The sequence below is a fragment of the Listeria sp. ILCC796 genome (assembly GCF_900186175.1).
Classification (GTDB): Bacteria; Bacillota; Bacilli; order Lactobacillales; family Listeriaceae; genus Listeria; species Listeria goaensis.
On sequence record NZ_FYBV01000001.1, the window covers coordinates 28274 to 53581 of the forward strand.

The window sequence follows — 25308 nt, forward strand, 5'->3', positions numbered from 1 at the left end:
GTCCAAAATGAAACTTTCCCGCATTTTCTTATTTTTTTCGTCTATGCTATAATTTTATGTGAGGTGTTTTGGATGGAAAAAAATGAATTAAGTGCGTGGATGACAGAAGGCTTTGTCACATTACCGCAAATTCTTATTAAACATTATACGAAATTAAATATAGACGAAACGGAATTTATGCTTGTTTTGCAAATTGAAGCGTTCCGTGTGAGCGGGAATTCGTTCCCTAGTATTAGCGAGCTGGCCGAGCGAATGGGGACATCATTTGAGCGGGTGACGCGATTGCTCGAATCGCTTGTTAGGAAGGGCAACTTGGCCATTTTAGCACAGGAAAATAAGCTGGCTCATGAGGTTTATTCTTTAGAACCGTTGTATCAAAAACTTGCCGCTTTTTTAGCAAATGAAGAACTTACGAATCAAAAGGAAGCGGTTAGCGAGGCAGAAACGCATATTTACCGCACGTTTGAATCCGAGTTTGGTCGGCCGCTCTCCCCGCTTGAAGCCGAAATGCTATCGGGCTGGTTGGACCAAGATCACTTTGCTCCGGAATTAATTCGTGAGGCGCTAAAAGAGGCGGTTATTTCACAGAAACTCAATTTTCGTTATATCGACCGGATTTTATTAAACTGGAAAAAAGAGCAAGTGAAAACGGTAGAAGACGCGCGACGTATTGCTGAAAATTTCCATCAGAACGGGCGAACTGGAATTACGACAAATCGAAGTGATATTCAAAAAAGTAAGGACTCCATTCCGCTGTATGACTGGCTAGAAAATCGAAAAGGGTGATGGACACGTGTTAAATAAAAAGCAAACGGTAATGTGCATTCAGGAAATGGCAAAAATGTTTCCTAATGCGCATTGTGAGCTCGTACATAAAAATACATTCGAGCTTTTAGTCGCAGTTGTACTATCCGCACAGTGCACAGATAATTTAGTAAATAAGGTCACGGCTTCTTTGTTTGAAAAATATCATACGCCCGAGGATTATTTGGCGGTTCCACTTCAAGAGCTAGAAGATGATATCCGCTCAATTGGGCTTTACCGCAACAAAGCAAAAAACATTCAAGGTTTATCAAAGCGCTTATTAGAAGTGTTTAACGGCGAAGTACCAAGCACGCATGCGGAATTAGAAAGCTTACCTGGTGTCGGCCGAAAAACGGCGAATGTCGTCTTATCAGTCGGATTTGGCGTCCCTGCAATGGCCGTAGATACACATGTTGAGCGAGTTACAAAACGCCTCGGAATATGCCGCTTAAAAGACTCTGTTGTCGAAGTGGAAGAAACTTTGAAACGTAAATTGCCTGAAGAGATGTGGTCAGATGCGCACCACGATTTGATTTTCTTTGGACGCTATCATTGTAAGGCGAGAAAACCAGAGTGCCCAACATGTCCGCTCCTTTTTATTTGCCGTGAAGGGAAGAAACAAGCGAAAGCGAGAGGTTTTGATGGTTAAATTTCAATATGTCGAGGAACTCCAGCACGTTGCATTTCCTGCGCCGAACGTGAATATCAACGACTTTGACGAAGAATCGATATTCGTTGCGGGCTGTCCTTTTTGGCAAGAAACCTTATTTTATACGAAAAACGAGGGTGTGCAACCATGGGCAAATGATGCCGAAAAAGCCTGCCGTAAACTCACCAAACAAATGACAGCCATTCTAAGCGCCATGGAAGCAAAATTTCGCGCACATGAAAAGCCCGACTCCTACCTCGTTCAAGATGCACTTGGCATTTTCTTGTCCATTCTTTTTTGGAGTAACAGAAAGCCTGTCCGATTAGAAAATTTAAATGAAGCGCTAAACGAACTGTCCATTAAGCCGCTAAATCTTGAAGAACGACTCGAATATTGTCTAATGCGCGCCCATACATTTCCAGGATTTAAGCAATTAAACGAGCTTTTGCTAGAACAGCGAAAATTAATTGCTAAGCATAAGTAAAAAAAGAAGTATAGCAGATAGCTATACTTCTTTTTTATTAGTTACTTGGAGGATCCCCATTGGCGTTGTCCCCGTTATTATTGCCAGGATTATTTCCATTCTGACCGTTATTGTTTGTCGCGTCGTCATTTGCGCTAGCATTTGCAGGTATTGCAACAGATGTTGTCGCGGCGCTGCTTCGTTTATTATCCTTTATTGCTACAACGCTAATGTTGACCGTACTTCCCGGGCTCATTCCACTAACCGTAATCGAAGTGGTTGTGACCGTTGATTTTTGACCATTTACGGTCACTTCATAAGTGGCGCCTTCAACAGCTCCCCAACTTGCGGAAACTTGTTTAGTTGCTGTATTGTAAGATGCTGAGATGCCACTTGGTGCTGCAAGAGGTTTATTTTTTTCCTCTTCAGCCTTCTTCTTCTCTTCCTCAGCTTTTTTCTTCGCTTCCTCTTCAGCTTTCTTCTTCGCTGCTGCTTCCTTTTCTTTATCCGTTGTTGAAGCCGTTTTGCTTGGTGCTGTACCAGCAATAAATAACTCATTCGTTACTTTGTCGCTTGGCGTACCAGCAGCCGCACGAACAGGAGGATTGGAGCCTTTTAGAATCGGAATAGATACAACGTTACTAGGTGCTTTAAAGTCGGCAGTTGTTTTATTAGCTGAAACATGGCTCATTAATTTACTAAACATGCGTTGCGATATTTTTTGCTCATCTGGAGATAAATAATTTTTCAAGCTGTCATAACCAGTCCAAACGGCGATGGTGTAATTCGTTGAGTAGCCAGCGAACCACGCATCACGTGCCGCACCACTTGGATAATAGTATTTACTTTGTGCCGCAGCGTCAAAGTTCGTTGTCCCTGTTTTACCAGCGACTGGAACACCAGGAACAGCTGCACTTGTACCAGTACCCATCGTTAAAACATCTTTTAAAACATCAGAAGTCATATAAGCAGTAGATTCCTTCATTGCCACTTCGCTTTTCGGTTCCATATCAATCGATGTATCGCCATCAGATAGGACGATTTTGGTTACCGTATGAGGTTTGGTATAAATCCCTTGGTTCCCAAAAGCCGCGTAAGCACCAGCCATTTGAAGAGGATTCGACTCATTAGCACCAATCGCATAAGACTCATAGAACTCTTTGTAATTAAAGCCGAGTCCATCAGTGAAGGCTTTTGCCTTATCAAGTCCAACCGCCTGTAATGTCTTAAGCGCCGGAATGTTACGTGACTGGTAAAGGGCTTGCCGAACTGTTATAGGTCCTTTATAGCCAAAGTCCCAGTTGTTAATTTTAGAGCCTCCCGTGTACGTATACGGTGCGTCATCTAAAATTTGAGCAGTAGACCAATTTAAATATTCGAAAGCAGGACCATAATCAGCAATTGGTTTCATCGTCGAACCAACTTGGCGTTTAAGCTGCGTCGCATAATTGTAACCACGTGTAACATTCTCTGCCTGATTTCGCGAACCACCTATAGCTTGCACACGGCCGTTTTTCGTATCCTGTAACACAAGACCAGCTTGCATCTTATCATCCGAATACTGTACGATTTCGTTCGTATTTAACATTTTTTCCGTATACTGCTGGGCATCTTGATCAAGTGCCGTATAAATCGTTAAGCCATCCGTGTAAACATCATATTCTTCCGGAATTTCACTTAAAACTTGTGTGACGTACGCATCATATTTGTACGTTTTTTCCTCACGTTCTTTTTGAGAACGCAAGCCGTCTGAAATAGGGGTTTGTTGGGCTTGTTCCATTTCTTGCTTCGTAATTTTATCATGGTTGTACATGTTTGTGAGTACTAAATCACGACGTTTTTTCGCCAGCTCTGGATCGTCATACGGATTGTAGTTGTTTGGACTTTGCGGCATACCAGCAATTAAAGCCGTTTGCCCTAAATTCAAGTCCTTCAAGTTTTTTCCGTAAAAATGTTCAGCCGCCGTTTCCATACCATGAACTCGGTCAGACATATACACTTTGTTGACGTAAATTTCAATAATATCATGTTTGCTATATTTTTCTTCAAGTTGAAGAGCTAAATAAGCTTCTTGCGCTTTACGTGCAAGTGTCTTGTTGGTGTAATCCAGATAGCTCATTTTAATGATTTGTTGCGAGAGCGTACTTGCTCCTTCCGCACCAAAGCCATTTTTAACATTCGCGATAACGGCGCCACCTAAACGAATAGGGTCGAGACCATCATGCGAGTAGAAACGCGAATCCTCTGTAGAAAGAATTGCATTTTCCAGCTGTTTTGGAATATCTTTATACTCAATATACTCACGGCGTTCTGTACCGATTTCTGCAAAGACCTTACCATCTTTATCTAAAAGTTTAGAAGATAGCGGGTCACGCAATTTTGAATCAGTGAGTTCAGGCGCGTCTTTTGCATAGACGTAAAATAAAGATGCACCAGCAGCAATACCAAAGAACGCAAAGAATAGAGCCACGAAGAATATGGATTTAAAAATCGTTTTCGCGATATTTTTTTTTGGCTTTTTCGGCTTAGCATTTGTCTTTTTGCTGCGATACTCTGATCTAGTTTGCGGTTTTTCTGCCATTCATTTTTCTCTCCTTTAATCAAATCGAACTAAAAAAGTGTGAATCTAAAATACTCAAATAGTCCAACCTTGGATTTAGACCATAGGGAATCAGTGTCGAATGCACTTTTAGCTCAGCAAGCGTGATAGATTTACGCCCACCATCTTGCATTCTTTCCCAAAACGGCAAGAAAGAGTCAAAACTTGTTAAATAAACTTCCCCAAGTGAGCTAAAAGAGGTAATGACAAAAGCAAAACCACCTTGGTTTAAAACTTGTTTCATGTGCTCCATTTGATGGGGATGAAAATTACTTAACGGAAAAGAAGTTTTGTTTTTTGTTTCTTTCGCTTCAAAATCAAGATACTTTCCTTGATAGACGCCGTTATAGTCTGTTGTTGACGGCTGCTTGAAATAGGCTTCTTTAATTGTCGCGCTACTTCGTTTTGGATAGTCAACTCTCACAATTTGAACAGGGGTGGGTTTCTTGTGAATCACTGCCCGTTCATGTGCCAAATAATAGGCATTGGTTTCATTTAAATCTTCCTCAAGCGACATACCACGTTTCCCGTAGTTTGTTTGCGGCTTCTTTTTTACAGGGGACTGGCTATTTTGATGCAGCAGATTTTTCTTTCCATTAGGATAGCCAATTGCCATATGCTCACCTCAATTATGATTATTATTCAAAATGAACCATTCTTTATTATACCAAATTAAAATGAAAATGATAGTAAATTTTGGCTAAAGCGCATACGAAAGCCTTTTCTGCTTAGTAAAAAGCGCTTTTAAAGCAGAGAAATGTTTTAAAAAGCGACTTTATGTTATCCTAGTTTAATAGAAACTTTAGGGAAAGGTGCTAAATATGGACAAACTTGTCGCGCAAACAAAGGCGCTTTTACAACAAAATGAAGAAAATTTCAAACGCTATTTAGCCAATCAAAAAGCGCAGGAAGACTTTGATTTTTATCAAGATATGAAGCCGTTTGTTGATGCCGCTAAAGAAAAATGTGAGCAATTTTTAGCGCTTGCGGTTCCTTATGTGAACAAAAACAGGCCGCTTTATTTAACAGAAACGCAACTTTTGCAGTGCACTCAGAATATTCAAATGACCGCTGTCAATTGTTTTAATGGAAAATCCTTTTATAAACATTTTCATGATCATTATGAATCATCTAAGTATACACTAGAACGCATGTTAACTGCATTAGAACGAGGTGAAAATTTAGAGTGAAATCGATTGCTATCTCGGGCTATAAGAATTTTGAATTAGGTATTTTTAAACGTGATGCCGAGGAGGCCAAGTATATCCAATTGGCGCTAAGGAAAAAATTGCTTTCCTATATAGATGAAGGTTTGGAGTGGGTCATTATTTCTGGGCAGCTTGGAACCGAGCTTTGGGCCGGGGAAGTGGTGCGTGACTTGAAGCAAGAATATCAGGTTCAGCTGGCGATTTTAGAGCCATTTGTTGAGCAGGCGAGTAACTGGAATGAGGCGAACAAACTGTGGTATGAGGAAGTCGTTGCCGCGGCAGATTACCGGGCCTATATTACGGAGCGCCCGTATGAGAATCCCGGACAATTCGGCATGCGCGACCAGTTTATCATTGAAAACACAGAAGGCGCGCTCTTGCTTTATGATTTTGAGAAGGAAGGGTCCCCCAAATTTTTTTATGAACGGGCAAAGCACTTTTCGGAACAAAATGAGTACGCGCTCACACTAATTGATTTTTACGAGTTACAAGAAATCGTCGCCGAAACTCAAAATGATTTTTTCTAAAAAAGAAGGGTTTACATTGACAAATGTTATTAGATTTGGAAGAATAAGGATATAGATTTATTAATTAACTCGATGAAGAAACAATCATGAAATGAATAAAATTGAGGTGGATATTATGGCTGAGGAACAATTTGATTATCACTTAACAGCAAAAGAAATTTTAGAAAAAGCGTTTAAAACTGGCTTGCGTGGCTATAATCCAGAAGATGTGGATGAGTTTTTAGATATGGTCATTAAAGACTATGGAACGTTTACACGTGAGATTGAAGCTTTACAAGCGGAAAATATTCGCCTTGTGCAAGAGCTTGATAGTGCATCTGTAAAATCAGAACCGACAAGAAGTGCGTACCAAGCGCCAGCGCAAACAGCAGGTGCTACTAATTTTGATATTTTAAAACGTTTATCAAATTTAGAAAAACATGTTTTTGGAAATAAGCTAGACGACGGCGAATAAATGTGATAGTATCAGCTAGTAGAAAATTTTATTAACGTTCGGATAATCGCTGCGTTATGCAGAGGAAAGTCCATGCTCGCACGGTGCTGAGATGCCCGTAGTGATCGTGCTTGGTGAAACCATAAGCCAAGGCAAACTGATGCCAGTTTGACGGCAGGTGAATGACCTAAGTCTTTTAGATATGGTCATTGTACCTTGAAAGTGCCACAGTGACGGAGTCCTTTTAGAAATAAGAGGAGTGGAACGAGGTAAACCCCACGAGCGAGAAACTCAAACAATGGTAGGGGCACTTTTCCCGAGTAAATGAATGAGGGAAGAGACACCTTTTAAGATTGTCCATAAATGGTAAGATTCTAGAAAAAAGTGAGCACCGTACTGGAGCGTATTTTTATACGTGAACAGTGGTGCGCAAGCTTTTGACAATGAAGGTTGCTATTTATGGGCAATCTGGGTGTAGATAGATGATTATCCCTTTACTGTAACCCTGTAAGCAGTAGAGGACAGAACATGGCTTATAGAACGTTAATAGCAGGATGAAAATGAACAATTAAGGCTGTTTCAAAGGGCCACCGCATTCTTTTAATGCCTTTTACGTGTTACGTAGATGTCCTTTTGAAGCAGTTTTTTTCTTGGATAAAATAAAAAAGGATGATGACGATGAACGAATTTAATCTTGTAGCTACCGCTGCATCTGGACTTGAAGCCATTGTCGGCAAAGAAGTGAAGCGGCTGGGCTACGAACCAAAAGTTGAAAATGGGAAAGTATTTTTCAGTGGGGATAAAAGCGCGATTGCTCGTGCCAATTTATGGCTGCGCGTAGCGGACCGGGTCAAAATTGTCGTCGGTGAATTCAAGGCGACCACATTTGATGAGCTATTTGAAAAAACAAAAGCTTTGCCGTGGGAAAATTATTTACCGCTTGATGCGGCGTTTCCAGTTTCCGGTAAATCCGTTAAATCAACGCTTTTTAGCGTGCCGGATTGTCAGGCGATTACGAAAAAAGCGATTGTGAATCGGCTTAGTGAAAAATACCGGCGGAGTGGAAGGCTCATGGAGACGGGGGCGCTTTTCAAAATAGAAGTGTCGATTTTAAAAGATGTTGTGACGCTTACGATTGATACGAGCGGAGCGGGCTTACATAAACGTGGCTATAGAACGGCTCAGGGCGGTGCTCCGCTTAAAGAAACGATGGCAGCAGCACTTGTTTTACTGACGAGCTGGCACCCGGACCGTCCGTTTTATGATCCGGTTTGCGGCTCCGGCACGATTCCAATTGAAGCGGCGATGATTGGGCAAAATATTGCGCCTGGATTTAATCGCGATTTTGTATGTGAATCATGGGACTGGATGCCCAAACAGATTTTTAAAGATGCGCGAAATGAAGCGGAAACCCTTGCGAATTACGACCAGCCACTTGATATTTTAGGGGCGGACATCGACCACCGTTTAATCGAAATCGCGAAGCAAAATGCGGAAGAGGCAGGGCTCGCTGATTTAATTTCCTTTAAACAAATGCAAGCAAGTGACTTTACGACTGAAAAAGAATACGGCGTTGTCGTGGCGAACCCGCCTTATGGTGAGCGTTTAGAAGACGAGGAGCAAATTCGAATTCTTTACAAGGAAATGGGCGAAGCATACGCAAAAATGCCAACTTGGTCGGTATATGTACTCACGAGCTATGAAAAATTTGAAGAAGTTTACGGAAAAAAAGCAACGAAAAAACGTAAATTATATAATGGTTATTTGCGAACGGATTTATATCAGTATTGGGGACCACGAAAACCGAGAAATAAGGAGTGAGTGACAATGTCAGAATCCATTTATGAAATTGAAAAAGAGTTTTTGGCTTATGTGAAACGCAAAGAAGCGCTTAGCGAGGCGCTCAATTTAGTTTATTGGGATATTCGCACGGGAATTCCGAAAAAAGGCGCGGAAGCACGTGCTGAAGTCATTGGCGTGCTTTCAGAAGACATCTTTAAACTCGAAGTCTCAGAAGAAATGGCGGCGTTTATTGCCGCTCTTACGCCGCATAAAGACGAGTTAGGAGAAGTGGCACGTAAGACGCTTGAAGAGTGCAGTCGTTTATATGAACTCAACAAAAAAATTCCCGCAAAAGAATTTGCTGCTTATTCCAAACTTGTTGCGGATGCTGAAAACGTTTGGGGCGAAGCCCGTGCGGAAAACAATTTCGCGAAATTCGAACCACTTTTAACCCAAATTGTCGCGATGAAACGCAAGTTCATCGAGTATTGGGGCTACAAAGCGAATAAATACGACACGTTGCTCGAGCAATATGAGCCGGGTATGACGGTGGAAACGCTTGATGCCATGTTTGGGAAGTTAAGAAGCGGGATTATGGATTTGCGCAAAAAAATGGAGCAGGGCGAGGTACCAAGCAGCAAGCCACTTCAAGTGAATATCGCAAAAGACATTCAAAAAACGTTTAGTGAACGTATTTTGCAAAAAATGGGTTTTGACTTTGACGCAGGCCGCTTAGATGATACGATTCACCCGTTCGCCATTGGGTTAAATGTGAATGATGTGCGGATTACGACACGCTATGCCGAAGATAATTTCAAAATGGCCGTGTTTGGCATCATTCATGAAGGCGGGCATGCCATTTATGAACAAAATTTTGACCCGAAACTTTCGGGTACACCACTCTCAGAAGGCGCTTCAATGGGCATTCACGAATCGCAGTCGCTCTTTTATGAAATCATTCTCGGCTCAAGCTTCGCCTTTTGGAAGAGCAATTTTAAAGACCTTGCTGAACTGGCTAAACCTGTGTTTGATGCGGTGTCGCTGGAGGACTTTTACCGCGCGACGAACATTTCTGAAAGCTCACTCATTCGAATTGAAGCAGATATTTTAACGTATCCGCTGCACATCATGATTCGCTACGAGCTAGAAAAAGCTCTCATGAACGGCGAACTTGAAGTGGCCGATTTAAGAGAGGCATGGGCGAACAAATACGAAGCCTACCTTGGCGTTCGCCCTGAAAAAGATAGCGATGGCGTCTTGCAAGACATTCACTGGGCAGGTGGCGATTTCGGCTATTTCCCGTCTTACGCGCTCGGCCTTATGTACGCCGCCCAGTTCTTCCACACCATGAAACGTGAAATTCCGAATCTTGATGCGATTATCGCAAGCGATGACTACACGGAAATTCGAAAATGGCTTACAAAAAACGTCCATCAATACGGGAAGCTAAAGAAACCGCTTGAAATTTTGCAAGATACAACAGGCGAAAGTTTAAACCCCGATTATTTGTTAGATTTATTGAATGAACGTTACAAATTTGTTTACAAGTTCTAAAAAAGCGATTGACCAAACGAAAACCGTTCGTTATAATGGAAAAATAATTAAATGAAGCACTTATATAATAATTGTGATATGGACAATGAGTTTCTACCCGGTTGCCGTAAATAACTGGACTATGAGTGATAAGCGACAATCAGCACAGCTGGTTTATTTTGCCTATCTCTCTAGCCGGGAGATAGGTTTTTGTTGTCTTTAAAATGAAGGGAGAACTTGTTTTGAAGTTATTAGAAGACTATATTTTGGAAAAAGGGACGGTTTTAGAAGGTGATGTGCTGAAGGTCGATGCCTTCCTGAACCACCAAATTGATCCCCGCTTAATGCGCGAAATCGGCAATGAATTCGCGGAACATTTTAAAGGTCGCGGTATTACAAAAATCGTCACCATTGAATCATCAGGTATTGCGCCCGCTGTATTCGCTGGGCTTTTCCTTGATGTTCCCGTCATTTTTGCGCGCAAGAAAAAATCCGTCACGTTGAAAGAAAATTTATACACGGCGGACGTCTATTCGTTTACAAAAAAAGAAACCAATTCGATTTCCATATCGCAAAGCTTTTTAACGAGTGAGGATACAATTTTAATCATCGACGACTTTTTGGCAAACGGACAAGCCGTTCTTGGTTTACTTGACATTGCCAAAACGGCAAAAGCAAAAGTTTCAGGCATCGGCATTGTCATCGAAAAATCATTCCAAAAAGGACGCGCTTTACTAGACGAAGTAGGACTAGAAGTACTCTCACTAGCTCGAATCGCCTCACTTGAAAATCAAACGATTCGCTTTATTAGAGAGGAGAATGGCGATGTTAAATAAAGGCAGAATGGCCGCACTCGGCTTTCAACACGTACTGGCAATGTATGCTGGCGCAGTTATTGTCCCACTCCTCATTGGTGGGGCGCTCGGCTTTAACGCCGAACAAATGACGTACCTCGTTTCCATCGACATTTTCATGTGCGGCATCGCTACGCTGCTCCAATTAACCGTCAATCGTTTTTTCGGCATCGGCTTGCCAGTTGTACTTGGCTGTGCAGTCCAGGCGATAGCGCCCATCATTTTAATCGGGCAGGAAATGGGCATTTCTGCGATTTACGGCTCCATCATTGCGTCAGGCCTCTTTGTTCTTCTTATCGCGCCGTTCTTTTCAAAAATTGTGCGCTTTTTTCCACCAGTCGTAACGGGTTCGGTCGTGACGGTGATAGGCTTAACGCTCATTCCGGTGGCGATTAACAACCTTGCAGGCGGACAGGGCGCAAAAGATTTTGGCTCGTTTTATAATATCGGCTTAGGATTTGGCACGCTCTTGCTCATTATTTTAGTTTATCGATTCGGTAAAGGATTTACGAAAGCTATCGCCGTGTTGATTGGGCTTGCCTGTGGTTCGCTTGCTGCCGCGATTTTAGGTGGTATCAATTTAGCCCCCGTTAAAGAAGCAGACTTTTTCCATCTCCCGCAACCATTTTACTTTGGTATGCCGACTTTTGAATGGCCAGCAATTGTGACGATGATTTTAATCGCACTCGTCAGCATGGTTGAGTCCACAGGCGTGTATTTCGCACTGTCTGACATTACGGGTCGCACGCTTGATAAAAAAGATTTAACACGTGGTTACCGCGCAGAAGGGCTAGCCATCATTCTCGGCGGAATTTTCAACACTTTCCCGTACACAGGCTACTCCCAAAATGTTGGTTTAGTGCAATTATCTGGGATTAAAACACGTAAAGTTATCTATGTCGCCGCCGGATTTCTAATAATCCTCGGTTTGATTCCAAAAATTGGGGCAGTGACAACCATTATTCCAACAAGTGTTTTAGGTGGTGCGATGGTCGCGATGTTCGGTATGGTCGTTGCCCAAGGAATTAAAATGCTAGGTAAGGTGAATTTCACGTCGCAAGAAAATTTGCTTATTATTGCGTGCTCCGTCGGTGTTGGACTAGGCGTTACCGTGGTACCAGATTTATTCCAAAACTTTCCATCTTTCATTCAACTTTTCACAAGTAACGGTATTGTTGCTGGAAGCTTTACGGCAATCAGCTTAAATATTATTTTTAATATGTTACCAACACGCAAAAAAGAAGCAACAGAAGAATTAGAGTGGCAACAGGTTAATGACTAATTTTCTTAAAGCAACCTCATTTGGGTTGCTTTTTTAGTTGACTTTTTTGTAGAAAAGCGTAAAATGTAAAACGTAATGATTCCTATTTATAGAAATGAGGAGAAACGATGGCTAAAAAATCGAAGGTAGCAAAATATGAACGACAAAAAGCATTAGTTGCTAAATACGCAGAATTGCGGCGCGAGTTGAAGGTTGAGGGACGCTACGAAGAACTTCGGAAATTACCGCGTGATTCATCGCCAACGCGTTTGCATAACCGCTGCGAATTAACTGGTAGACCACATGCATATATGCGTAAATTTGGCATGAGTAGAATCCGTTTTCGCGAACTTGCGCATAAAGGACAAATTCCTGGTGTCAAAAAAGCCAGTTGGTAAAATTATACAGATGAAAATTGACGACAAACGGCAATTTTCGTCATTAAAGCTCCGTTCTATCACACGTGGTCGGATAGATTGCGATTTCCAGTATGTGCTGCTTTAGTCTGATTTTACGTGTGTTTGGAGTTTTTCTACATGCTAGGACTGCTGCTTTCTTGTAGCAGTCTTTTTACATAGACAGCACAAAAAAAGCCGAACATAGTCCGGCTGGCTGTTATACTTGTATGAAGTTATACAGCAAAAAAAGATGAATGAAAACAAATAACTACGATAGTGCGTCAGAGAAATGATGCTTGATTCAGTATTAACATATTTCAGATTGCATTAGACAATTTATAAATAAAATAGTATACTAAAACCAAAGATTTACAAAATTGTCGTGACATGTCAGGCTATTTAATTCCGATTCATCCACGTCATCTTACGAATTAAGTAGCCTAAACACTTGGGGAAAGAATTATACAATAATGAAATAAACTAGTACTGAAGCTAACATTTCCTCACCTCCCTGACAAATACAGTTTATCACACAAAATATACTGACTTATTAAAAAGCAACTTATAAAAACATAAAAAGGATGCGATGGAGATGACAGAAAACAAAAATAAGTTAGCAGTCGGGAAAACTTTAAAAAGCATACGCACAAGTATTGGATTGAAACAAGTTGATGTTTATACGGATATTATGTCGCGAACACATTTACAACGCCTCGAAAACTGTACTCAAACACCTAGTTATCCACTACTTTTAGATATTTTAGAACGATTTTCAATGGATTTATCTGAATTTGAGTATATTCGAAATGGTTATGCCCATTCTCATATACAAGAGATTTTTAATGAATTCAGAAGGCTTGGTTCAACGCTTAACAAGTCTGGATTTCAAAACTTAATAAGTAAAATTGAAGCATTGCAACATAATGGGAATAGTGACACATTTTTAAATCATTTAAAGTCTATATTATTTGGCTACATGGAACTCCAAGAATCCCAAAATATAAATACCGCTCGGCATCACTTTGATGCTGTCTGGCAAGATTTGAAAAATAGGGAAACGTGGTATTACAATGATATTGTATTAATGTCTAACATATTCTATATTTTTGCTGAAGAGCCTATGAGCTTAATCTTGCAGAGACTGAATAAGTTTTATGATAAGTATGCTGGTTATAGAGATATTGATAAGCTTAGTCGTACTACTAAATTTAATTACTGCACTTTGCTAAGAGTGAACGATAGAATTCTAGAAACTAAGCCGATTATTGAGGAAGTTCTAGAGGACGCAAAAGAAGCTCATGATAGCGTTTTAATCCTAAGCTGTAAATTTATTTTAAATCAGATCTACTTTCTTGGCGGCGAGCATCAAAGTACATTCGATGAAGTGAAAAAGATTATTCAGTCTATGCGTGTATTAGGCGAGGATTTGATTGCGGATGATATGTTGAAAGACTGGGAGAAGCTTATAAAAAACAGCAAAATCCCGTTATGAACTAGAACCGCTTGGAACATAAATTTCCATTTGCCAAAGTGAATCAAGTAGTGGCAAACAAAGATGGCTTTTCATTAACCAAAACCGTGAAGAAAGTGATTTTCTTCACGGTTTTTATGTTTAGCTAAGATTTATGTTCTGGCCTCTTCTTTTATGGTAAAATTGAAGTAATCATGATAAAAGGAGTCACGAAATGGAAACTAAACAACCTAATTTACTTGTTGTGGACGGTATGGCGTTGCTTTTTCGCGCTTTTTACGCCACAGCGGTAAGCAAACAATTTATGTATAATGAAGCGGGGCTACCGACCAATGGCGTACAAGGAATGTTACGCCACATTTTTGCAGCGATGCGCCAAAGTCAGCCAACACATGCGGTGATTTGTTGGGATATGGGCGCACAGACATTTCGTAATGAACTTTTTGACGGGTATAAAGCTGGGCGAACTGCACCACCTGATGAGATGATACCGCAATTTGATTTGGCGAAGGAAGTCGCAGAGGCTTTTGGGTTTGTCAATATCGGTGTCCCCGGTTTTGAGGCAGACGACTGTATCGGGACGATTACGACAAAATTAACGTCAGATTTAAACACAACGGTTTTAAGTGGCGATAAAGATTTGCTGCAACTTATTCACTCGAAAAATGATGTGTGGATTATGCAAAAGGGTTATGGCAACTATAAGCGTTACGACGAAGCCACTTTTTATGAAGAAATGGGAATTACACCTACGCAGTTTGTTGATGTAAAGGCGCTCATGGGCGATACGTCAGATGGTTACCCGGGCGTGCGCGGTATTGGTGAAAAAACAGCTTTAAAACTTATCCAAGAATTTGAATCGGTAGACGGTGTTTTAGCCAACCTCGACAAATTGAAACCCGCCCAACAACAGAAAATCGCAGAGGATAAAGAGATGCTGTTCTTGAGTCAAAAATTAGCAGCGATTCATACGGACGTGCCGCTTGAAATCGATTATGATCGCTGTTTATTCCGCGGATTTTCAAAAGAAATGAACGATGCAGTGTTGCATTACGGGTTAAAAACCGTCGAGCGCGATATTCAGTTATAAGGAGTGACAAACAGATGCAAGCGATTTCTGTAAAAGAAAAATATGCGACCTATACGCCTCTTGAACAAGCGAAATTGCTTGAAATTCGCAGTATCTTGTTTGAGGTGGCGGCTTTAGTTGATGGGGATGCCGTTTTAGAAGAGGACTTAAAATGGGGACAACCGAGCTATGCGCTAAAAGGCGGGACCCCAATTCGGCTTGATACGTTTTCTGATGGTCAAGTGGCCATGTTTTTTCATTGCCAAACGAATTTGATTGAAAATTTCCGGACGATTTTTGGAAATGAATTGTATTTTTCTGGAAATCGTGCCATTGTATTTGATATTTCTAAGTCACTTCCTGAAAAAGCCATTCAATTTTGTGCAGAAGCTGCCTTTACTTATCATAAAAAGAAATAGAGTTTAGTTAGAGGTGATAAGATGACAACATTTCGTAAAATAACAGTTGAGGGGCAAAAATTTTTATGGAAGTACTCTTTTGATGATTATGACTATCAAAATGATTCGTCTTTAATTATTAAAAGTGCGGATACAAATGGGAAGTTGCTTATTTATTTTAGGACGGGAAAATGGGATAGCGGCTATTGTCCGTTTAACAAAGGGGTTCCAGCTTTATATCAAGGTCAGCGCATCACAATTAATCTTAATCAACCTCGTTTTATAGCAGAAATAATCGCGTATGTGCGAGAACAATTAGATTTGAAACTTTTACTAGGAACGGTAGAATTGGACAATGGGATTGAACTACTCCGTGATATCGGCTACGTGTTCGACTATCAAAAGCAGTAAAAAAATCAGGCTCTTGAAAACCATGAAGGGAAGCAAGAGTCTGATTTTTTATTTTTCCGATTGAATGGCTTGGCGGGCTAGTTCGTCGGCTTTTTTATTTTGGGCGACGTTACGGTAATTGATATAGAAAAGTGGAACTTGTTCGGCGAGCTTTAAAATGGCGTCTAGATGCGGCTTGAATAATGGGTTTTTGACGTAGTTTTTTTCAACGCTGTCTAAGACGATTTTTGAATCGGTGTAGATGCGGATAAATTCCGGGTTGTGTGTGAGCGCGAGTTCTAGGCCAAGTTTGCAGGCGATAAATTCGGCTTCATGATTGGTTAGGATACCAATTGGAATGGCATGTTGCTCGTAGATTTGATCGGCTTTCAAAACGATGCCTGCACCGCTTAAACCTGGATTTCCGGAGCTCGCGCCATCAACAAAAACGTCCATCTGATACATTCCTCCTTGGATGCATTTTCTTCCCTATTATATTTTCTTCTTTATAAAAATGCAAAAATAAAAAGCCGGCTAAAAGCCAGCTTGTCCGTGTCAAAGTCATCACATTAAATTTTTTCTACATTTGCCGCCTGTGGTCCACGATTACCTTCTACAACTTCAAAGGAAACTTCTTGACCTTCTTCTAAAGATTTGTAGCCATCACCTTGAATCGCTGTGAAATGTACGAAGATATCTTCGCCGCCGTCTGTTTCGATAAAACCATAACCTTTTTCATTGTTAAACCATTTTACTTTCCCATTTTGCATTGAAATAAATCCTCCAAATCTTGGCCCTTTTAAAGAACCTTTCTGTCATACAAGAAAGTCTTATACGATACTTTTAATATAAACCAAAGTACCTATAGAGGTCAAGGGAATTTTTAAAAAATTCTATAATCTTCTGACTTGTAAAGGTTTTCTTTTTTGTTTTTTATCATTATTCTTGAAATCAGCATCAAACGAAGCGACGAAAGTACTAAAACTTACAAACTAATATTTGTTTACTATGCGTTTTTTTCAAAAAGAAAAAGTTTTGTCAGAAAAAGGGGTAAATGCTTTGTGAAACGAGGAAGAGTGTAGTACAATTTGTATGTGAAAGAAATTGAGTTGGAGGGTAGTGCTATGCCAACACCTAGTATGGAAGACTATATTGAGAAAATCTATTCTCTGATCGAAAACAAGGGTTATGCGCGTGTTTCGGATATTGCTGACGAACTTATGGTGCATCCTTCTTCGGTTACGAAGATGGTACAAAAACTTGATAAAGATGGCTATCTTGTCTATGAAAAGTATCGTGGCCTGATTTTAACGCCGAAAGGTAACAAAGCAGGGAAACGACTACTCGAACGCCATACTTTGTTGGAAAGTTTTTTACGTACGATTGGCGTAAAAGAAGAGCATGTTTATGAAGATGTTGAAGGAATTGAGCATCATTTAAGTTGGAATTCAATTGACCGAATTGGCGATCTCTTACAGTTTTTTGAAGAGAACGAAGACGCACTGAAAAAGCTTCGAGCGCTGAATTCAGCTGACTCGGAAAAAGATGAGTAAGGTAACACGGAATTGTAAATGTAGCTGCGCAATCAAATTTCCGTTCAGTAGTTTCTTACTGGCCGATTTTTTCGGTGCCTAAAAAGGAAAGGGTTTACATTTTACAATTTCTCATTATACATATATGGAGGGGAATAGAATGACGAAAGAAGTAAAATCAGACATCGAGATTGCACTCGCAGCAAAGGTAAATCCTATTATAGAAATTGCGGAAAGTATCGGTTTAGATGAACAGGATTTAGAGCTTTATGGTAAAACAAAGGCCAAGTTGACCTATGAAACCATCCATTCATTAGAAAATAAAGAAAACGGGAAATTAATTTTAGTTACGGCGATTAACCCCACACCCGCGGGTGAAGGGAAATCAACCGTGACAGTTGGTCTCGGGGATGCTCTTTCGAGAAAAGGGAAGAAGACGGTGATTGCACTTCGTGAGCCGTCGCTTGGTCCAACAATGGGAATTAAAGGCGGGGCAACTGGTGGCGGTTATGCACAAGTTGTGCCAATGGAAGATATCAACTTGCATTTCACTGGTGACTTTCATGCGATTACAACGGCAAATAATGCTTTATCGGCATTTATCGATAACCATATGCAACAAGGCAACGATTTGAAGATTGATCAACGACGCATCGTTTGGAAACGTGTGGTGGATTTAAATGACCGCGCACTTCGTAAAGTTATTGTCGGTCTTGGCGGTCCCGTTCAAGGGATTCCACGCGAAGATGGTTTTGATATTACGGTTGCGTCTGAAATTATGGCGATCATTTGCTTAGCGACAGACTTAAAAGATTTGAAGCATCGTTTAAGCGAGATCGTGATTGGCTATAACTATGCACGGGAGCCAATTACAGTCGGAGAACTGGGCTATGAAGGGGCTTTAACGTTACTTTTAAAAGATGCGTTAAAACCGAATCTTGTGCAGACATTAGAACATACACCGGCGATTGTGCACGGGGGACCGTTTGCGAATATCGCACATGGCTGCAACAGTATTTCGGCAACCAAAACGGCGCTTAGGCTCGGCGAATTTGTTGTAACTGAAGCAGGATTTGGCGCAGATTTAGGCGCAGAAAAGTTCTTAGATATTAAAGTGCCTTCTTTAGGAAAAGCACCAGATTGTGTGGTCATTGTCGCAACAATTCGCGCACTTAAAATGCATGGTGGTGTAGCGAAAACCGAGCTTGGGGCAGAAAATGTGGACGCACTGAAAGCTGGTTTTGCTAATCTGAAAAAACATACAGAATCCATTGGGGAATTTGGTTTGCCATTTGTGATTGCCATCAATAAATTTGTGTCAGACACAGATGCAGAAGTGCGTGCCCTAGAAGAACTCTGCCAAGCAAATGACATCCCATTCTCGCTTACAGAAGTTTGGGAAAAAGGCGGAGAAGGTGGGCTCGAACTTGCCGAAAAAGTGATTGGTGAAATTGAGAAAGGCACAGCAAATTATACACGCCTTTACGACGATGCTGAATCCATTGAAGCGAAACTTGAAAAAATTGTTACGAAAATTTACGGCGGCATGGGCGTCGAACTCTCCACGAAAGCGCAAAAACAAATTGTTGATTTCAAAAAGTACGGTTGGGATCGCTATCCAATTTGTATGGCGAAAACGCAGTATTCACTTTCTGATGAGCCAACGCTACTTGGTCGCCCAGAAAACTTTACGATTCATATCCGCGAATTTATTCCAAAACTAGGCGCAGGTTTCATTGTTGCTCTAACTGGCGATGTTATGACCATGCCTGGTCTTCCGAAAAAACCGGCGGCACTGAATATGGACGTTGATGAAAACGGAAATGCAATGGGATTATTCTAAGCTAGAAAGACGCGATTTTCGCGTCTTTTTTGTATGCAAAAAACGACGAAACTACTTGAAAAACCAGCGTTGTTAGCGAAAATACAATAGTTGCGAAAACGTAGATTGGTTGAGGGGATTGTGTTAAAATAAATGGACGGAGAAGCGAAGATAGTTATTTTGCATGCTACTAAAATTATAAACCACTGTCTTAAACAGATTCTGCCGAAGGGGCTGTTCCAACACGTCCCTCTTTCATTGAAAGTTTTTTTACGTATACGCGGTTGGATATGCTAGAATAGATAATACAAACCTGAATAGGATGAGGATAAATGAAACAACTAAAAGCGATGAATATAACCAAGACGTTTGGAGATAAAACGCTCTTTGAACAAGTAGATTTGACAATTTCAGAAGGTGAGCGCATCGGTCTAATTGGCGTAAATGGTACGGGTAAATCCACCTTTTTAGATTGTCTTGCAGGGGTTTCAAGTGGGGATACAGGAGAAATTGTGAAAGCGAATGATTATACAATTGGCTTTTTAAGACAAAATCCCCCTTTAGATGAAAATGCAACGGTTTTAGAAGCGGTTTTTGCGGGAGAAACACGAAATTTACGGGCGATGCGGGAATATGAAGAAGTTTTGCTTGCCATGGAAGAAAATCATAGTGAGGCTATAAATGAGCGTTTTGCGCGGGCACAGGCGGAGATGGACGCGACGAATGCGTGGGATATGAACACCGAAGCGAAGACGATTCTCGACCGACTTGGCGTCACACAATTAAAAGCAAAAATTAGTGAGCTTTCTGGTGGCGAACGAAAACGTGCGGCGCTGGCCCAAGTATTAATTGAAACGCCCGATTTACTCATTTTAGATGAGCCGACGAACCATCTGGACTTTGCTTCAATCAAATGGCTAGAGGACTTTCTTTTGCGCTTTAAAGGCGCCGTTTTAGTTGTGACGCATGACCGTTACTTTCTGGATAGGATTACGAATCATATCGTTGAACTCGATCGCGGCAAGCTTTACCGCTACGTAGGCAACTATGAGAGTTTCATGGAATCTAAAGCGGTTCGGATGGAAAACGAGGTGCGGGAGTCGGAGAAAAATCGCAATTTATATCGGAAAGAGCTTGCTTGGATGCGTCGCGGGGCGAAAGCGCGTTCTACGAAGCAGAAGGCGCGTAAGGATCGTTTTACGGACTTGGAAGATAAGGTGAAGACGAAGGCGGACGATACGAAACTAGAGCTGGATTTCAAGACGAGTCGCTTAGGAAATGATGTGTTTTTACTTGAACATGTGGCGAAGCGTTTTGACCAGAAAGTGATTTTAAACGATTTTAATTTATTAATTGCTCCGGGTGAAAGGCTTGGGATTACTGGGCGAAACGGCACGGGAAAGTCAACTTTGCTCAACATGCTTGCAGGAGAAATTTCGGCAGATGCGGGAGATGTGACGACGGGGCAGACAGTGCAAATTGGCTATTATACGCAGCAAAATACCGAACTTGATCCAGATAAGCGGCTAATTACTTTTCTACAGGAAATTGGAAATGAAGTTAAAACGATGCAAAATGAAACAATTAGTGTGAGCGCCATGCTTGAACGCTTCCTTTTTCCAAAAGAAACGCACGGGAAATTGATTGCTTCACTTTCAGGTGGGGAAAAGCGGCGCCTCTTTTTACTTAAAATTTTGATGAGCGCGCCGAACGTTCTATTACTCGATGAACCGACAAATGACTTAGATACAGAAACTTTGACCGTTTTGGAAGACTATTTAGAAACGTTTAATGGGACTGTCATTACAGTCAGCCATGATCGCTACTTTCTTGATAAAACGGCTTCCAAATTGCTTGTGTTTCAAGGCGCTGGCGTCGTCCAAGAATATTACGGGATGTATAGCGAGTATTTGCTTTTGGAAGAACAAAAAGAAATTAAGCCAACCGTTCGAAAAGTGCAGGAAAAACCTGTAGCTGAAACGAAAGAAAAAGTGCGACTTTCTTATATGGAGAAAAAAGAATGGGCCGGTATTGAAGAAGCCATTGCCACAAAAGAAGAGCTCGTCGCGAATTTGAACGAAGCTTTACTTGAAACAGGTGCCGATTTTACAAAAGCTCGCGAGTTAAGTGAACAAATTGAAGCAGGAGAAGCCGAATTGTTACATTTGTACGAGCGTTATGAATATTTATCGCAATTTGCGAATTAGGAGTGGGACGATGAAACAATATTTAGATTTGGAAAAATATGTGTTAGAAAATGGCACGCAAAAAGGGGACCGCACAGGGACTGGAACGATTAGTACGTTCGGCTATCAAATGCGTTTTAACTTACAGGAAGGGTTTCCGATTTTGACGACAAAACGTGTACCGTTTCGCTTAGTTGTGAGTGAATTGTTATGGTTTTTGCACGGGGACACGAATATTCGCTATTTGTTGCAACACAATAACAATATTTGGAATGAATGGGCGTTTGAGCGCTATGTGAAAAGTGCGGATTACAGTGGCCCTGATATGACGGATTTTGGTTTGCGGGCGAATAGTGATCCGAAATTTAATGAAGTTTATCAAGCTGAAATGGAGAAATTTAAAGCGCAAATCTTAGAAGACATGAGCTTTGCTGAAAAATACGGTGAGCTTGGCAATATTTACGGGAAACAATGGCGTGAATGGAAAACGTCTAACGGCGCGACAATTGATCAGCTGCAGGAAGTCATTCAAATGATTAAAACGAACCCCAATTCGCGCCGTCTAATTGTATCCGCATGGAATCCGGAAGATGTGCCGAACATGGCTTTGCCGCCTTGTCACACGCTGTTCCAATTTTTTGTGGCAGACGGAAAACTATCCTGTCAGCTTTATCAAAGAAGTGCGGATATCTTTTTAGGGGTACCGTTCAACATTGCAAGCTATGCGCTACTTACGCATTTAATTGCGCGTGAAACGGGGCTTGAGGTGGGCGAATTCGTTCACACGATGGGAGATGCGCATCTTTACAACAACCATATTGAGCAAGTGAAAGAGCAATTGTCGCGTGATACGCGTCCGCTTCCGAAGCTTGTTTTATCGGATAAGCCGGCGACGATTTTCGATTTTGATGTGGCGGATATTACGCTAGAAGGCTACGACCCGCACAAGATGATTAAAGCACCGATTTCTGTTTGAGGAGGATGACGATGATTTCTTTTATTTGGGCACAAGATAAAATGGGCAACATTGGGAAAGAGAATAAAATGCCGTGGCATCTGCCAGCCGATTTGAAGTTTTTTAAAGAGCAGACGAGCGGTCACACAATTGTGATGGGGCGAAAAACGTATGATTCCCTTGGAAAAGCATTACCTAATCGGCGAAATCTCGTTTTGTCACGTGATAAGTCGCTCCAATTGCCAGATGCGGAAGTGGTCCATGATAAGCAAACTATTTTGGATTTGGCGGCAAATGAGTCGGTCTTTATTTGCGGGGGAGCAGAAATTTATCGCTTATTTCAAGCGGAAGTCGACCGTTTAATTGTGACGAAAATTGATGCGGCTTATGATGCTGATACGGCTTTCCCTGAAATCGACTGGTCAAATTTCCAATTGATGAGCCAAACGGACGGCATGCGTGATGAAAAAAGCAACGTTACATTTGGTTTCTATACGTACGAAAGAAAATCGGTATGATGAAATCGAAACTAGAGCAGCGAGCGGAACGAATTTCTGCCGCAGTGGATGCATTTCGTTGCCCAATTTGTGCGTCGCCATGTCATTTTGTTCGGCCATTGACATTAAAATGTGGAACGGGGCACGCGTTTGATGTTGCGAAACCAGGCTACTTGTTTTTACTGCCACACGGAGTGAAAACGAAATATGAGCAAGGTTTATTTGAAGCGCGGAAACGGCTCATTGAAACAGGCTTTTTTGATGGTCTGACGGCGCAAATTGTCCCTCTTATAAATCGTTTCAATAAAGCGGAGATTCAAATGGTTGACGCTGGTTCAGGCGAGGGCAGTCACTTGGCGCATCTTTTAGCCCAGAGTGAGAAAAAAGTTCGGGCATTTGGTTTTGATATTGCAAAAGAAGGCGTTCGGCAGGCTGCGAGAGATTACGGGGAAGCAATTTGGGCGGTTGCGGATCTTGCGAATATGCCGCTTCAAACGGGACAAACGGATGTCATTCTAAATATTTTGTCGCCGGCTAGTTATCAGGAATTTGCGCGAATTTTAACGGATGACGGTATTTTAATTAAGGTTATGCCGGAAACGAATTATTTAACCGAGTTACGTGCCTTTTTTTATGAAGAAAACACGTATTCAAATGAGCGTGTGCATGAACGCTTTAAGGAAACTTTTACGATTTTGCATGAGGAGCGTATTACGTATGAGCGCGAACTTAATCGGGTGGAGCTGACGGATTTAATGGAAATGACACCACTTGGCTGGCACATTACGGAAGAAAAGAAAGCGGCGCTACTACAAAAAACGCCTCAAAAAATCACTGTTGATTACAAATTAGTTGTTGGCGCTAAACATAATTTGGACTTAAAATAAGGCTTTCCATGTTATATAATGAAAAGAAAAACAGGAGGTTTCGTATGACTGAATTTTTAGCACTTCAAAATGGCTCAGATATTCGTGGTATTGCGATTCAAACGGACGAACACGACGTGACTTTGACGGATGAGGCGATACAAAAAATAGCACGCGGCATCACCTTTTTTCTAACCAAAAAGAAAGGGTTAAAAGGGCGCATAAAAGTGGCGATTGGCCATGACAGCCGTTTATCGGCGGAACGAATTAAGTCGGAGCTTATTTCCGTGCTCGCGGCAGATGGCTTCGCTGTTTTGGACGCGCACCTTGCGACTACGCCTGCGATGTTTATGGCGACCCAGTACGCGGAAATTGACGCCGATTGTGGCATCATGATTACGGCAAGTCACCTTCCTTATTTTTACAACGGTATCAAAATTTTCACAAAAGCGGGTGGCGCTGAAAAAGAAGATATTGCTTACATATTGGAACATGCGGACCGAGAGCATGTGAAAGAACAAGCTGATTCGGTTGAAAATATTGATTTGATGAGCCTCTACGCAGATGATTTAGTGAGGAAGATTCAAACAAAAGTTGGCGCAGGAGAAAAGCCACTTGCTGGCAGTAAAATTGTGGTCGATGCAGGAAATGGAGCAGGTGGTTTTTTCGCAGAGCGCGTTTTAGCTCCACTAGGTGCTGACGTTTCCGCGAGTCAATTTTTAGAGCCGGACGGCCATTTCCCGAATCACATTCCGAATCCTGACAATGATGAGGCAATGGCGAGCTTACGAAAAGCTGTTTTAGAAAGTCAAGCTGATTTAGGTGTCATTTTTGATACGGATGTCGACCGCGCGGCTATTATGGATCAGCACGGGGAAAGCTTGAATCGAAATGCTCTTATCGCCGTTATTTCCGCTATTCTTTTAAAAGAGTATCCTGAAACGACAATCGTGACGGATTCGACAACTTCTGACCATTTAAGAGCCTTTATTGAGGCGCATGCTGGCAAGCAGCATCGTTTTAAACGCGGCTATCGCAATGTTATTGGCGAAGCGATTCGCTTAAATGAAATGGGTACGCCATCTGAAATTGCGATTGAAGTGAGTGGACATGCTGCTTTGAAAGAAAACTACTTTTTAGATGACGGCGCCTATTTAGTGGCTCGAATTTTAATGGAATATGCGGTACTCAAGAAAAACAGTCAAGACTTAACTGCTTTGATAGCCGACCTAGAGCAGCCAAAAGAAAGCAAGGAGATTCGCATTCAAATTGCGACATCTAATTTTAAATCCTACGGACAAAACGTGTTGCACGAATTTGAAAGCTTTATCAAACAGACGCCTGACTTTGAACTTGAACGGGAGAATTTTGAAGGTATTCGCGTTAAGACAAGCGGCAAGTATGGTTCGGGCTGGTTTCTACTTCGAATGAGTTTGCATGAACCAGTGATGCCGTTTAATTTAGAGGCTGACGAAGCGGGAGGCATAAATCGCGTGCTTGACACGCTAGAGCCATTTTTTGAACGTTTTGATGGGCTACACATTCCATTTTAAACTTTACAAAATCTTGAAGAGAATTCTTCAAGATTTTTTGTTTTCATGCTATCATAGA

General features: G+C 41.4%; 26 protein-coding genes, 1 other RNA gene and 1 riboswitch. Of the genes, 23 read left to right on the forward strand and 4 right to left on the reverse strand.

Annotated elements, in window-relative coordinates:
• The first annotated feature begins 72 nt into the window (after window positions 1-72).
• The 3 genes from CFS04_RS00150 to CFS04_RS00160 are packed head-to-tail and all read left to right on the forward strand — an operon-like array spanning window position 73 to window position 1937.
• Window positions 73-786 carry a DnaD domain-containing protein gene (locus CFS04_RS00150; protein WP_088808578.1) on the forward strand — a complete coding sequence of 238 codons (714 nt, stop codon included), beginning with the start codon at window positions 73-75 and terminating at the stop codon, window positions 784-786.
• 7 nt (window positions 787-793) lie between these two features.
• The gene (nth, locus tag CFS04_RS00155; protein ID WP_088808579.1) at window positions 794-1453 is read left to right on the forward strand and encodes an endonuclease III; all 660 of its coding nucleotides are present in this window, start codon (window positions 794-796) and stop codon (window positions 1451-1453) included.
• Entirely contained in the window at window positions 1446-1937 is a 492-nt protein-coding gene (locus tag CFS04_RS00160) for a YpoC family protein (protein ID WP_088808580.1), read from the forward strand. Before nth ends, CFS04_RS00160 begins: the two co-directional genes overlap by 8 nt.
• Before the next feature lie 37 nt (window positions 1938-1974).
• Here CFS04_RS00160 and CFS04_RS00165 read toward each other — a convergent pair whose 3' ends face one another.
• Together CFS04_RS00165 and recU are read right to left on the reverse strand one after the other, a co-directional pair.
• Window positions 1975-4497: a PBP1A family penicillin-binding protein gene (locus CFS04_RS00165; RefSeq protein ID WP_088808581.1), complete on the reverse strand. Its 2523-nt coding sequence runs from the start codon at window positions 4495-4497 to the stop codon at window positions 1975-1977.
• Between the two features lie 19 nt (window positions 4498-4516).
• On the reverse strand, window positions 4517-5131 hold the full coding sequence (gene recU, locus CFS04_RS00170; RefSeq protein WP_088808582.1) for a Holliday junction resolvase RecU: 615 nt from the start codon (window positions 5129-5131) through the stop codon (window positions 4517-4519).
• Window positions 5132-5336: 205 nt separating this feature from the next.
• Here recU and CFS04_RS00175 point away from each other — a divergent pair, with 205 nt between their 5' ends.
• The 13 genes from CFS04_RS00175 to CFS04_RS00235 all read left to right on the forward strand — a co-directional run bounded on the left by CFS04_RS00175 (window position 5337) and on the right by CFS04_RS00235 (window position 15860).
• Window positions 5337-5705, forward strand: coding sequence for a DUF1798 family protein (locus CFS04_RS00175; protein ID WP_088808583.1), 369 nt, complete (start codon window positions 5337-5339; stop codon window positions 5703-5705).
• On the forward strand, window positions 5702-6250 hold the full coding sequence (locus CFS04_RS00180) for a DUF1273 domain-containing protein (protein ID WP_088808584.1): 549 nt from the start codon (window positions 5702-5704) through the stop codon (window positions 6248-6250). The genes CFS04_RS00175 and CFS04_RS00180 overlap by 4 nt, the downstream gene beginning before the upstream one ends.
• A gap of 115 nt (window positions 6251-6365) precedes the next feature.
• The gene (gpsB, locus tag CFS04_RS00185; protein ID WP_088808585.1) at window positions 6366-6704 is read left to right on the forward strand and encodes a cell division regulator GpsB; all 339 of its coding nucleotides are present in this window, start codon (window positions 6366-6368) and stop codon (window positions 6702-6704) included.
• 34 nt (window positions 6705-6738) lie between these two features.
• Window positions 6739-7224, forward strand: an RNA gene (rnpB, locus tag CFS04_RS00190) — RNase P RNA component class B.
• A 137-nt stretch (window positions 7225-7361) separates the two neighbouring features.
• Window positions 7362-8504, forward strand: a complete 1143-nt coding sequence (locus tag CFS04_RS00195; RefSeq protein ID WP_088808586.1) for a class I SAM-dependent RNA methyltransferase — start codon at window positions 7362-7364, stop codon at window positions 8502-8504.
• A 6-nt stretch (window positions 8505-8510) separates the two neighbouring features.
• Window positions 8511-10019: a carboxypeptidase M32 gene (locus CFS04_RS00200; RefSeq protein WP_088808587.1), complete on the forward strand. Its 1509-nt coding sequence runs from the start codon at window positions 8511-8513 to the stop codon at window positions 10017-10019.
• A gap of 40 nt (window positions 10020-10059) precedes the next feature.
• Window positions 10060-10161: riboswitch (purine riboswitch) on the forward strand.
• A gap of 79 nt (window positions 10162-10240) precedes the next feature.
• Complete coding sequence (locus CFS04_RS00205; protein ID WP_159457867.1) at window positions 10241-10834, forward strand: xanthine phosphoribosyltransferase; 594 nt, start codon at window positions 10241-10243, stop codon at window positions 10832-10834.
• Window positions 10824-12134 (forward strand): nucleobase:cation symporter-2 family protein, encoded by a 1311-nt coding sequence (locus tag CFS04_RS00210; RefSeq protein WP_088808589.1) that lies wholly within the window; start codon window positions 10824-10826, stop codon window positions 12132-12134. The genes CFS04_RS00205 and CFS04_RS00210 overlap by 11 nt, the downstream gene beginning before the upstream one ends.
• Window positions 12135-12241: 107 nt before the next feature.
• On the forward strand, window positions 12242-12511 hold the full coding sequence (rpsN, locus tag CFS04_RS00215) for a 30S ribosomal protein S14 (RefSeq protein ID WP_088808590.1): 270 nt from the start codon (window positions 12242-12244) through the stop codon (window positions 12509-12511).
• A gap of 592 nt (window positions 12512-13103) precedes the next feature.
• Complete coding sequence (locus CFS04_RS00220) at window positions 13104-14003, forward strand: helix-turn-helix domain-containing protein (protein ID WP_088808591.1); 900 nt, start codon at window positions 13104-13106, stop codon at window positions 14001-14003.
• A gap of 193 nt (window positions 14004-14196) precedes the next feature.
• Window positions 14197-15072 (forward strand): 5'-3' exonuclease, encoded by an 876-nt coding sequence (locus tag CFS04_RS00225; protein ID WP_088808592.1) that lies wholly within the window; start codon window positions 14197-14199, stop codon window positions 15070-15072.
• Window positions 15073-15086: 14 nt separating this feature from the next.
• On the forward strand, window positions 15087-15470 hold the full coding sequence (locus CFS04_RS00230) for a DUF1801 domain-containing protein (protein WP_088808593.1): 384 nt from the start codon (window positions 15087-15089) through the stop codon (window positions 15468-15470).
• A gap of 21 nt (window positions 15471-15491) precedes the next feature.
• Complete coding sequence (locus CFS04_RS00235; RefSeq protein WP_088808594.1) at window positions 15492-15860, forward strand: hypothetical protein; 369 nt, start codon at window positions 15492-15494, stop codon at window positions 15858-15860.
• Window positions 15861-15908: 48 nt separating this feature from the next.
• Here CFS04_RS00235 and CFS04_RS00240 read toward each other — a convergent pair whose 3' ends face one another.
• Together CFS04_RS00240 and cspD are read right to left on the reverse strand one after the other, a co-directional pair.
• Complete coding sequence (locus CFS04_RS00240) at window positions 15909-16295, reverse strand: ribonuclease HI family protein (protein ID WP_088808595.1); 387 nt, start codon at window positions 16293-16295, stop codon at window positions 15909-15911.
• A 113-nt stretch (window positions 16296-16408) separates the two neighbouring features.
• The gene (gene cspD, locus CFS04_RS00245) at window positions 16409-16609 is read right to left on the reverse strand and encodes a cold-shock protein CspD (protein WP_088808596.1); all 201 of its coding nucleotides are present in this window, start codon (window positions 16607-16609) and stop codon (window positions 16409-16411) included.
• A gap of 354 nt (window positions 16610-16963) precedes the next feature.
• On the opposite strand from cspD, the gene mntR reads away from it, so the two are divergent.
• The 7 genes from mntR to CFS04_RS00280 all read left to right on the forward strand — a co-directional run bounded on the left by mntR (window position 16964) and on the right by CFS04_RS00280 (window position 25250).
• Complete coding sequence (gene mntR / locus CFS04_RS00250; protein ID WP_088808597.1) at window positions 16964-17392, forward strand: transcriptional regulator MntR; 429 nt, start codon at window positions 16964-16966, stop codon at window positions 17390-17392.
• 139 nt (window positions 17393-17531) lie between these two features.
• The gene (locus tag CFS04_RS00255; RefSeq protein ID WP_088808598.1) at window positions 17532-19214 is read left to right on the forward strand and encodes a formate--tetrahydrofolate ligase; all 1683 of its coding nucleotides are present in this window, start codon (window positions 17532-17534) and stop codon (window positions 19212-19214) included.
• A 311-nt stretch (window positions 19215-19525) separates the two neighbouring features.
• Window positions 19526-21400 (forward strand): ribosomal protection-like ABC-F family protein, encoded by a 1875-nt coding sequence (abc-f, locus tag CFS04_RS00260; protein ID WP_088808599.1) that lies wholly within the window; start codon window positions 19526-19528, stop codon window positions 21398-21400.
• A gap of 10 nt (window positions 21401-21410) precedes the next feature.
• Window positions 21411-22355, forward strand: a complete 945-nt coding sequence (locus CFS04_RS00265; protein WP_088808600.1) for a thymidylate synthase — start codon at window positions 21411-21413, stop codon at window positions 22353-22355.
• 11 nt (window positions 22356-22366) lie between these two features.
• Window positions 22367-22852, forward strand: coding sequence for a dihydrofolate reductase (locus CFS04_RS00270; protein WP_088808601.1), 486 nt, complete (start codon window positions 22367-22369; stop codon window positions 22850-22852).
• Window positions 22849-23718: a putative RNA methyltransferase gene (locus CFS04_RS00275; protein ID WP_255377756.1), complete on the forward strand. Its 870-nt coding sequence runs from the start codon at window positions 22849-22851 to the stop codon at window positions 23716-23718. Before CFS04_RS00270 ends, CFS04_RS00275 begins: the two co-directional genes overlap by 4 nt.
• A gap of 44 nt (window positions 23719-23762) precedes the next feature.
• Window positions 23763-25250, forward strand: coding sequence for a phosphomannomutase/phosphoglucomutase (locus CFS04_RS00280; RefSeq protein ID WP_088808602.1), 1488 nt, complete (start codon window positions 23763-23765; stop codon window positions 25248-25250).
• Window positions 25251-25308: the final 58 nt, after the last annotated feature.

What these genes read in the sequence shown, in the direction of transcription:
- CFS04_RS00150 (WP_088808578.1), top strand. Translation starts at nt 73, where the DNA reads ATGGAAAAAAATGAATTAAGTGCGTGGATGACAGAAGGCTTTGTCACA.
- CFS04_RS00160 (WP_088808580.1), top strand. Translation starts at nt 1,446, where the DNA reads ATGGTTAAATTTCAATATGTCGAGGAACTCCAGCACGTTGCATTTCCT.
- CFS04_RS00165 (WP_088808581.1), bottom strand. Translation starts at nt 4,497, where the DNA reads ATGGCAGAAAAACCGCAAACTAGATCAGAGTATCGCAGCAAAAAGACA.
- recU (WP_088808582.1), bottom strand. Translation starts at nt 5,131, where the DNA reads ATGGCAATTGGCTATCCTAATGGAAAGAAAAATCTGCTGCATCAAAAT.
- CFS04_RS00175 (WP_088808583.1), top strand. Translation starts at nt 5,337, where the DNA reads ATGGACAAACTTGTCGCGCAAACAAAGGCGCTTTTACAACAAAATGAA.
- gpsB (WP_088808585.1), top strand. Translation starts at nt 6,366, where the DNA reads ATGGCTGAGGAACAATTTGATTATCACTTAACAGCAAAAGAAATTTTA.
- CFS04_RS00195 (WP_088808586.1), top strand. Translation starts at nt 7,362, where the DNA reads ATGAACGAATTTAATCTTGTAGCTACCGCTGCATCTGGACTTGAAGCC.
- CFS04_RS00200 (WP_088808587.1), top strand. Translation starts at nt 8,511, where the DNA reads ATGTCAGAATCCATTTATGAAATTGAAAAAGAGTTTTTGGCTTATGTG.
- CFS04_RS00210 (WP_088808589.1), top strand. Translation starts at nt 10,824, where the DNA reads ATGTTAAATAAAGGCAGAATGGCCGCACTCGGCTTTCAACACGTACTG.
- rpsN (WP_088808590.1), top strand. Translation starts at nt 12,242, where the DNA reads ATGGCTAAAAAATCGAAGGTAGCAAAATATGAACGACAAAAAGCATTA.
- CFS04_RS00220 (WP_088808591.1), top strand. Translation starts at nt 13,104, where the DNA reads ATGACAGAAAACAAAAATAAGTTAGCAGTCGGGAAAACTTTAAAAAGC.
- CFS04_RS00225 (WP_088808592.1), top strand. Translation starts at nt 14,197, where the DNA reads ATGGAAACTAAACAACCTAATTTACTTGTTGTGGACGGTATGGCGTTG.
- CFS04_RS00230 (WP_088808593.1), top strand. Translation starts at nt 15,087, where the DNA reads ATGCAAGCGATTTCTGTAAAAGAAAAATATGCGACCTATACGCCTCTT.
- CFS04_RS00235 (WP_088808594.1), top strand. Translation starts at nt 15,492, where the DNA reads ATGACAACATTTCGTAAAATAACAGTTGAGGGGCAAAAATTTTTATGG.
- CFS04_RS00240 (WP_088808595.1), bottom strand. Translation starts at nt 16,295, where the DNA reads ATGGACGTTTTTGTTGATGGCGCGAGCTCCGGAAATCCAGGTTTAAGC.
- cspD (WP_088808596.1), bottom strand. Translation starts at nt 16,609, where the DNA reads ATGCAAAATGGGAAAGTAAAATGGTTTAACAATGAAAAAGGTTATGGT.
- mntR (WP_088808597.1), top strand. Translation starts at nt 16,964, where the DNA reads ATGCCAACACCTAGTATGGAAGACTATATTGAGAAAATCTATTCTCTG.
- CFS04_RS00255 (WP_088808598.1), top strand. Translation starts at nt 17,532, where the DNA reads ATGACGAAAGAAGTAAAATCAGACATCGAGATTGCACTCGCAGCAAAG.
- abc-f (WP_088808599.1), top strand. Translation starts at nt 19,526, where the DNA reads ATGAAACAACTAAAAGCGATGAATATAACCAAGACGTTTGGAGATAAA.
- CFS04_RS00265 (WP_088808600.1), top strand. Translation starts at nt 21,411, where the DNA reads ATGAAACAATATTTAGATTTGGAAAAATATGTGTTAGAAAATGGCACG.
- CFS04_RS00270 (WP_088808601.1), top strand. Translation starts at nt 22,367, where the DNA reads ATGATTTCTTTTATTTGGGCACAAGATAAAATGGGCAACATTGGGAAA.
- CFS04_RS00275 (WP_255377756.1), top strand. Translation starts at nt 22,849, where the DNA reads ATGATGAAATCGAAACTAGAGCAGCGAGCGGAACGAATTTCTGCCGCA.
- CFS04_RS00280 (WP_088808602.1), top strand. Translation starts at nt 23,763, where the DNA reads ATGACTGAATTTTTAGCACTTCAAAATGGCTCAGATATTCGTGGTATT.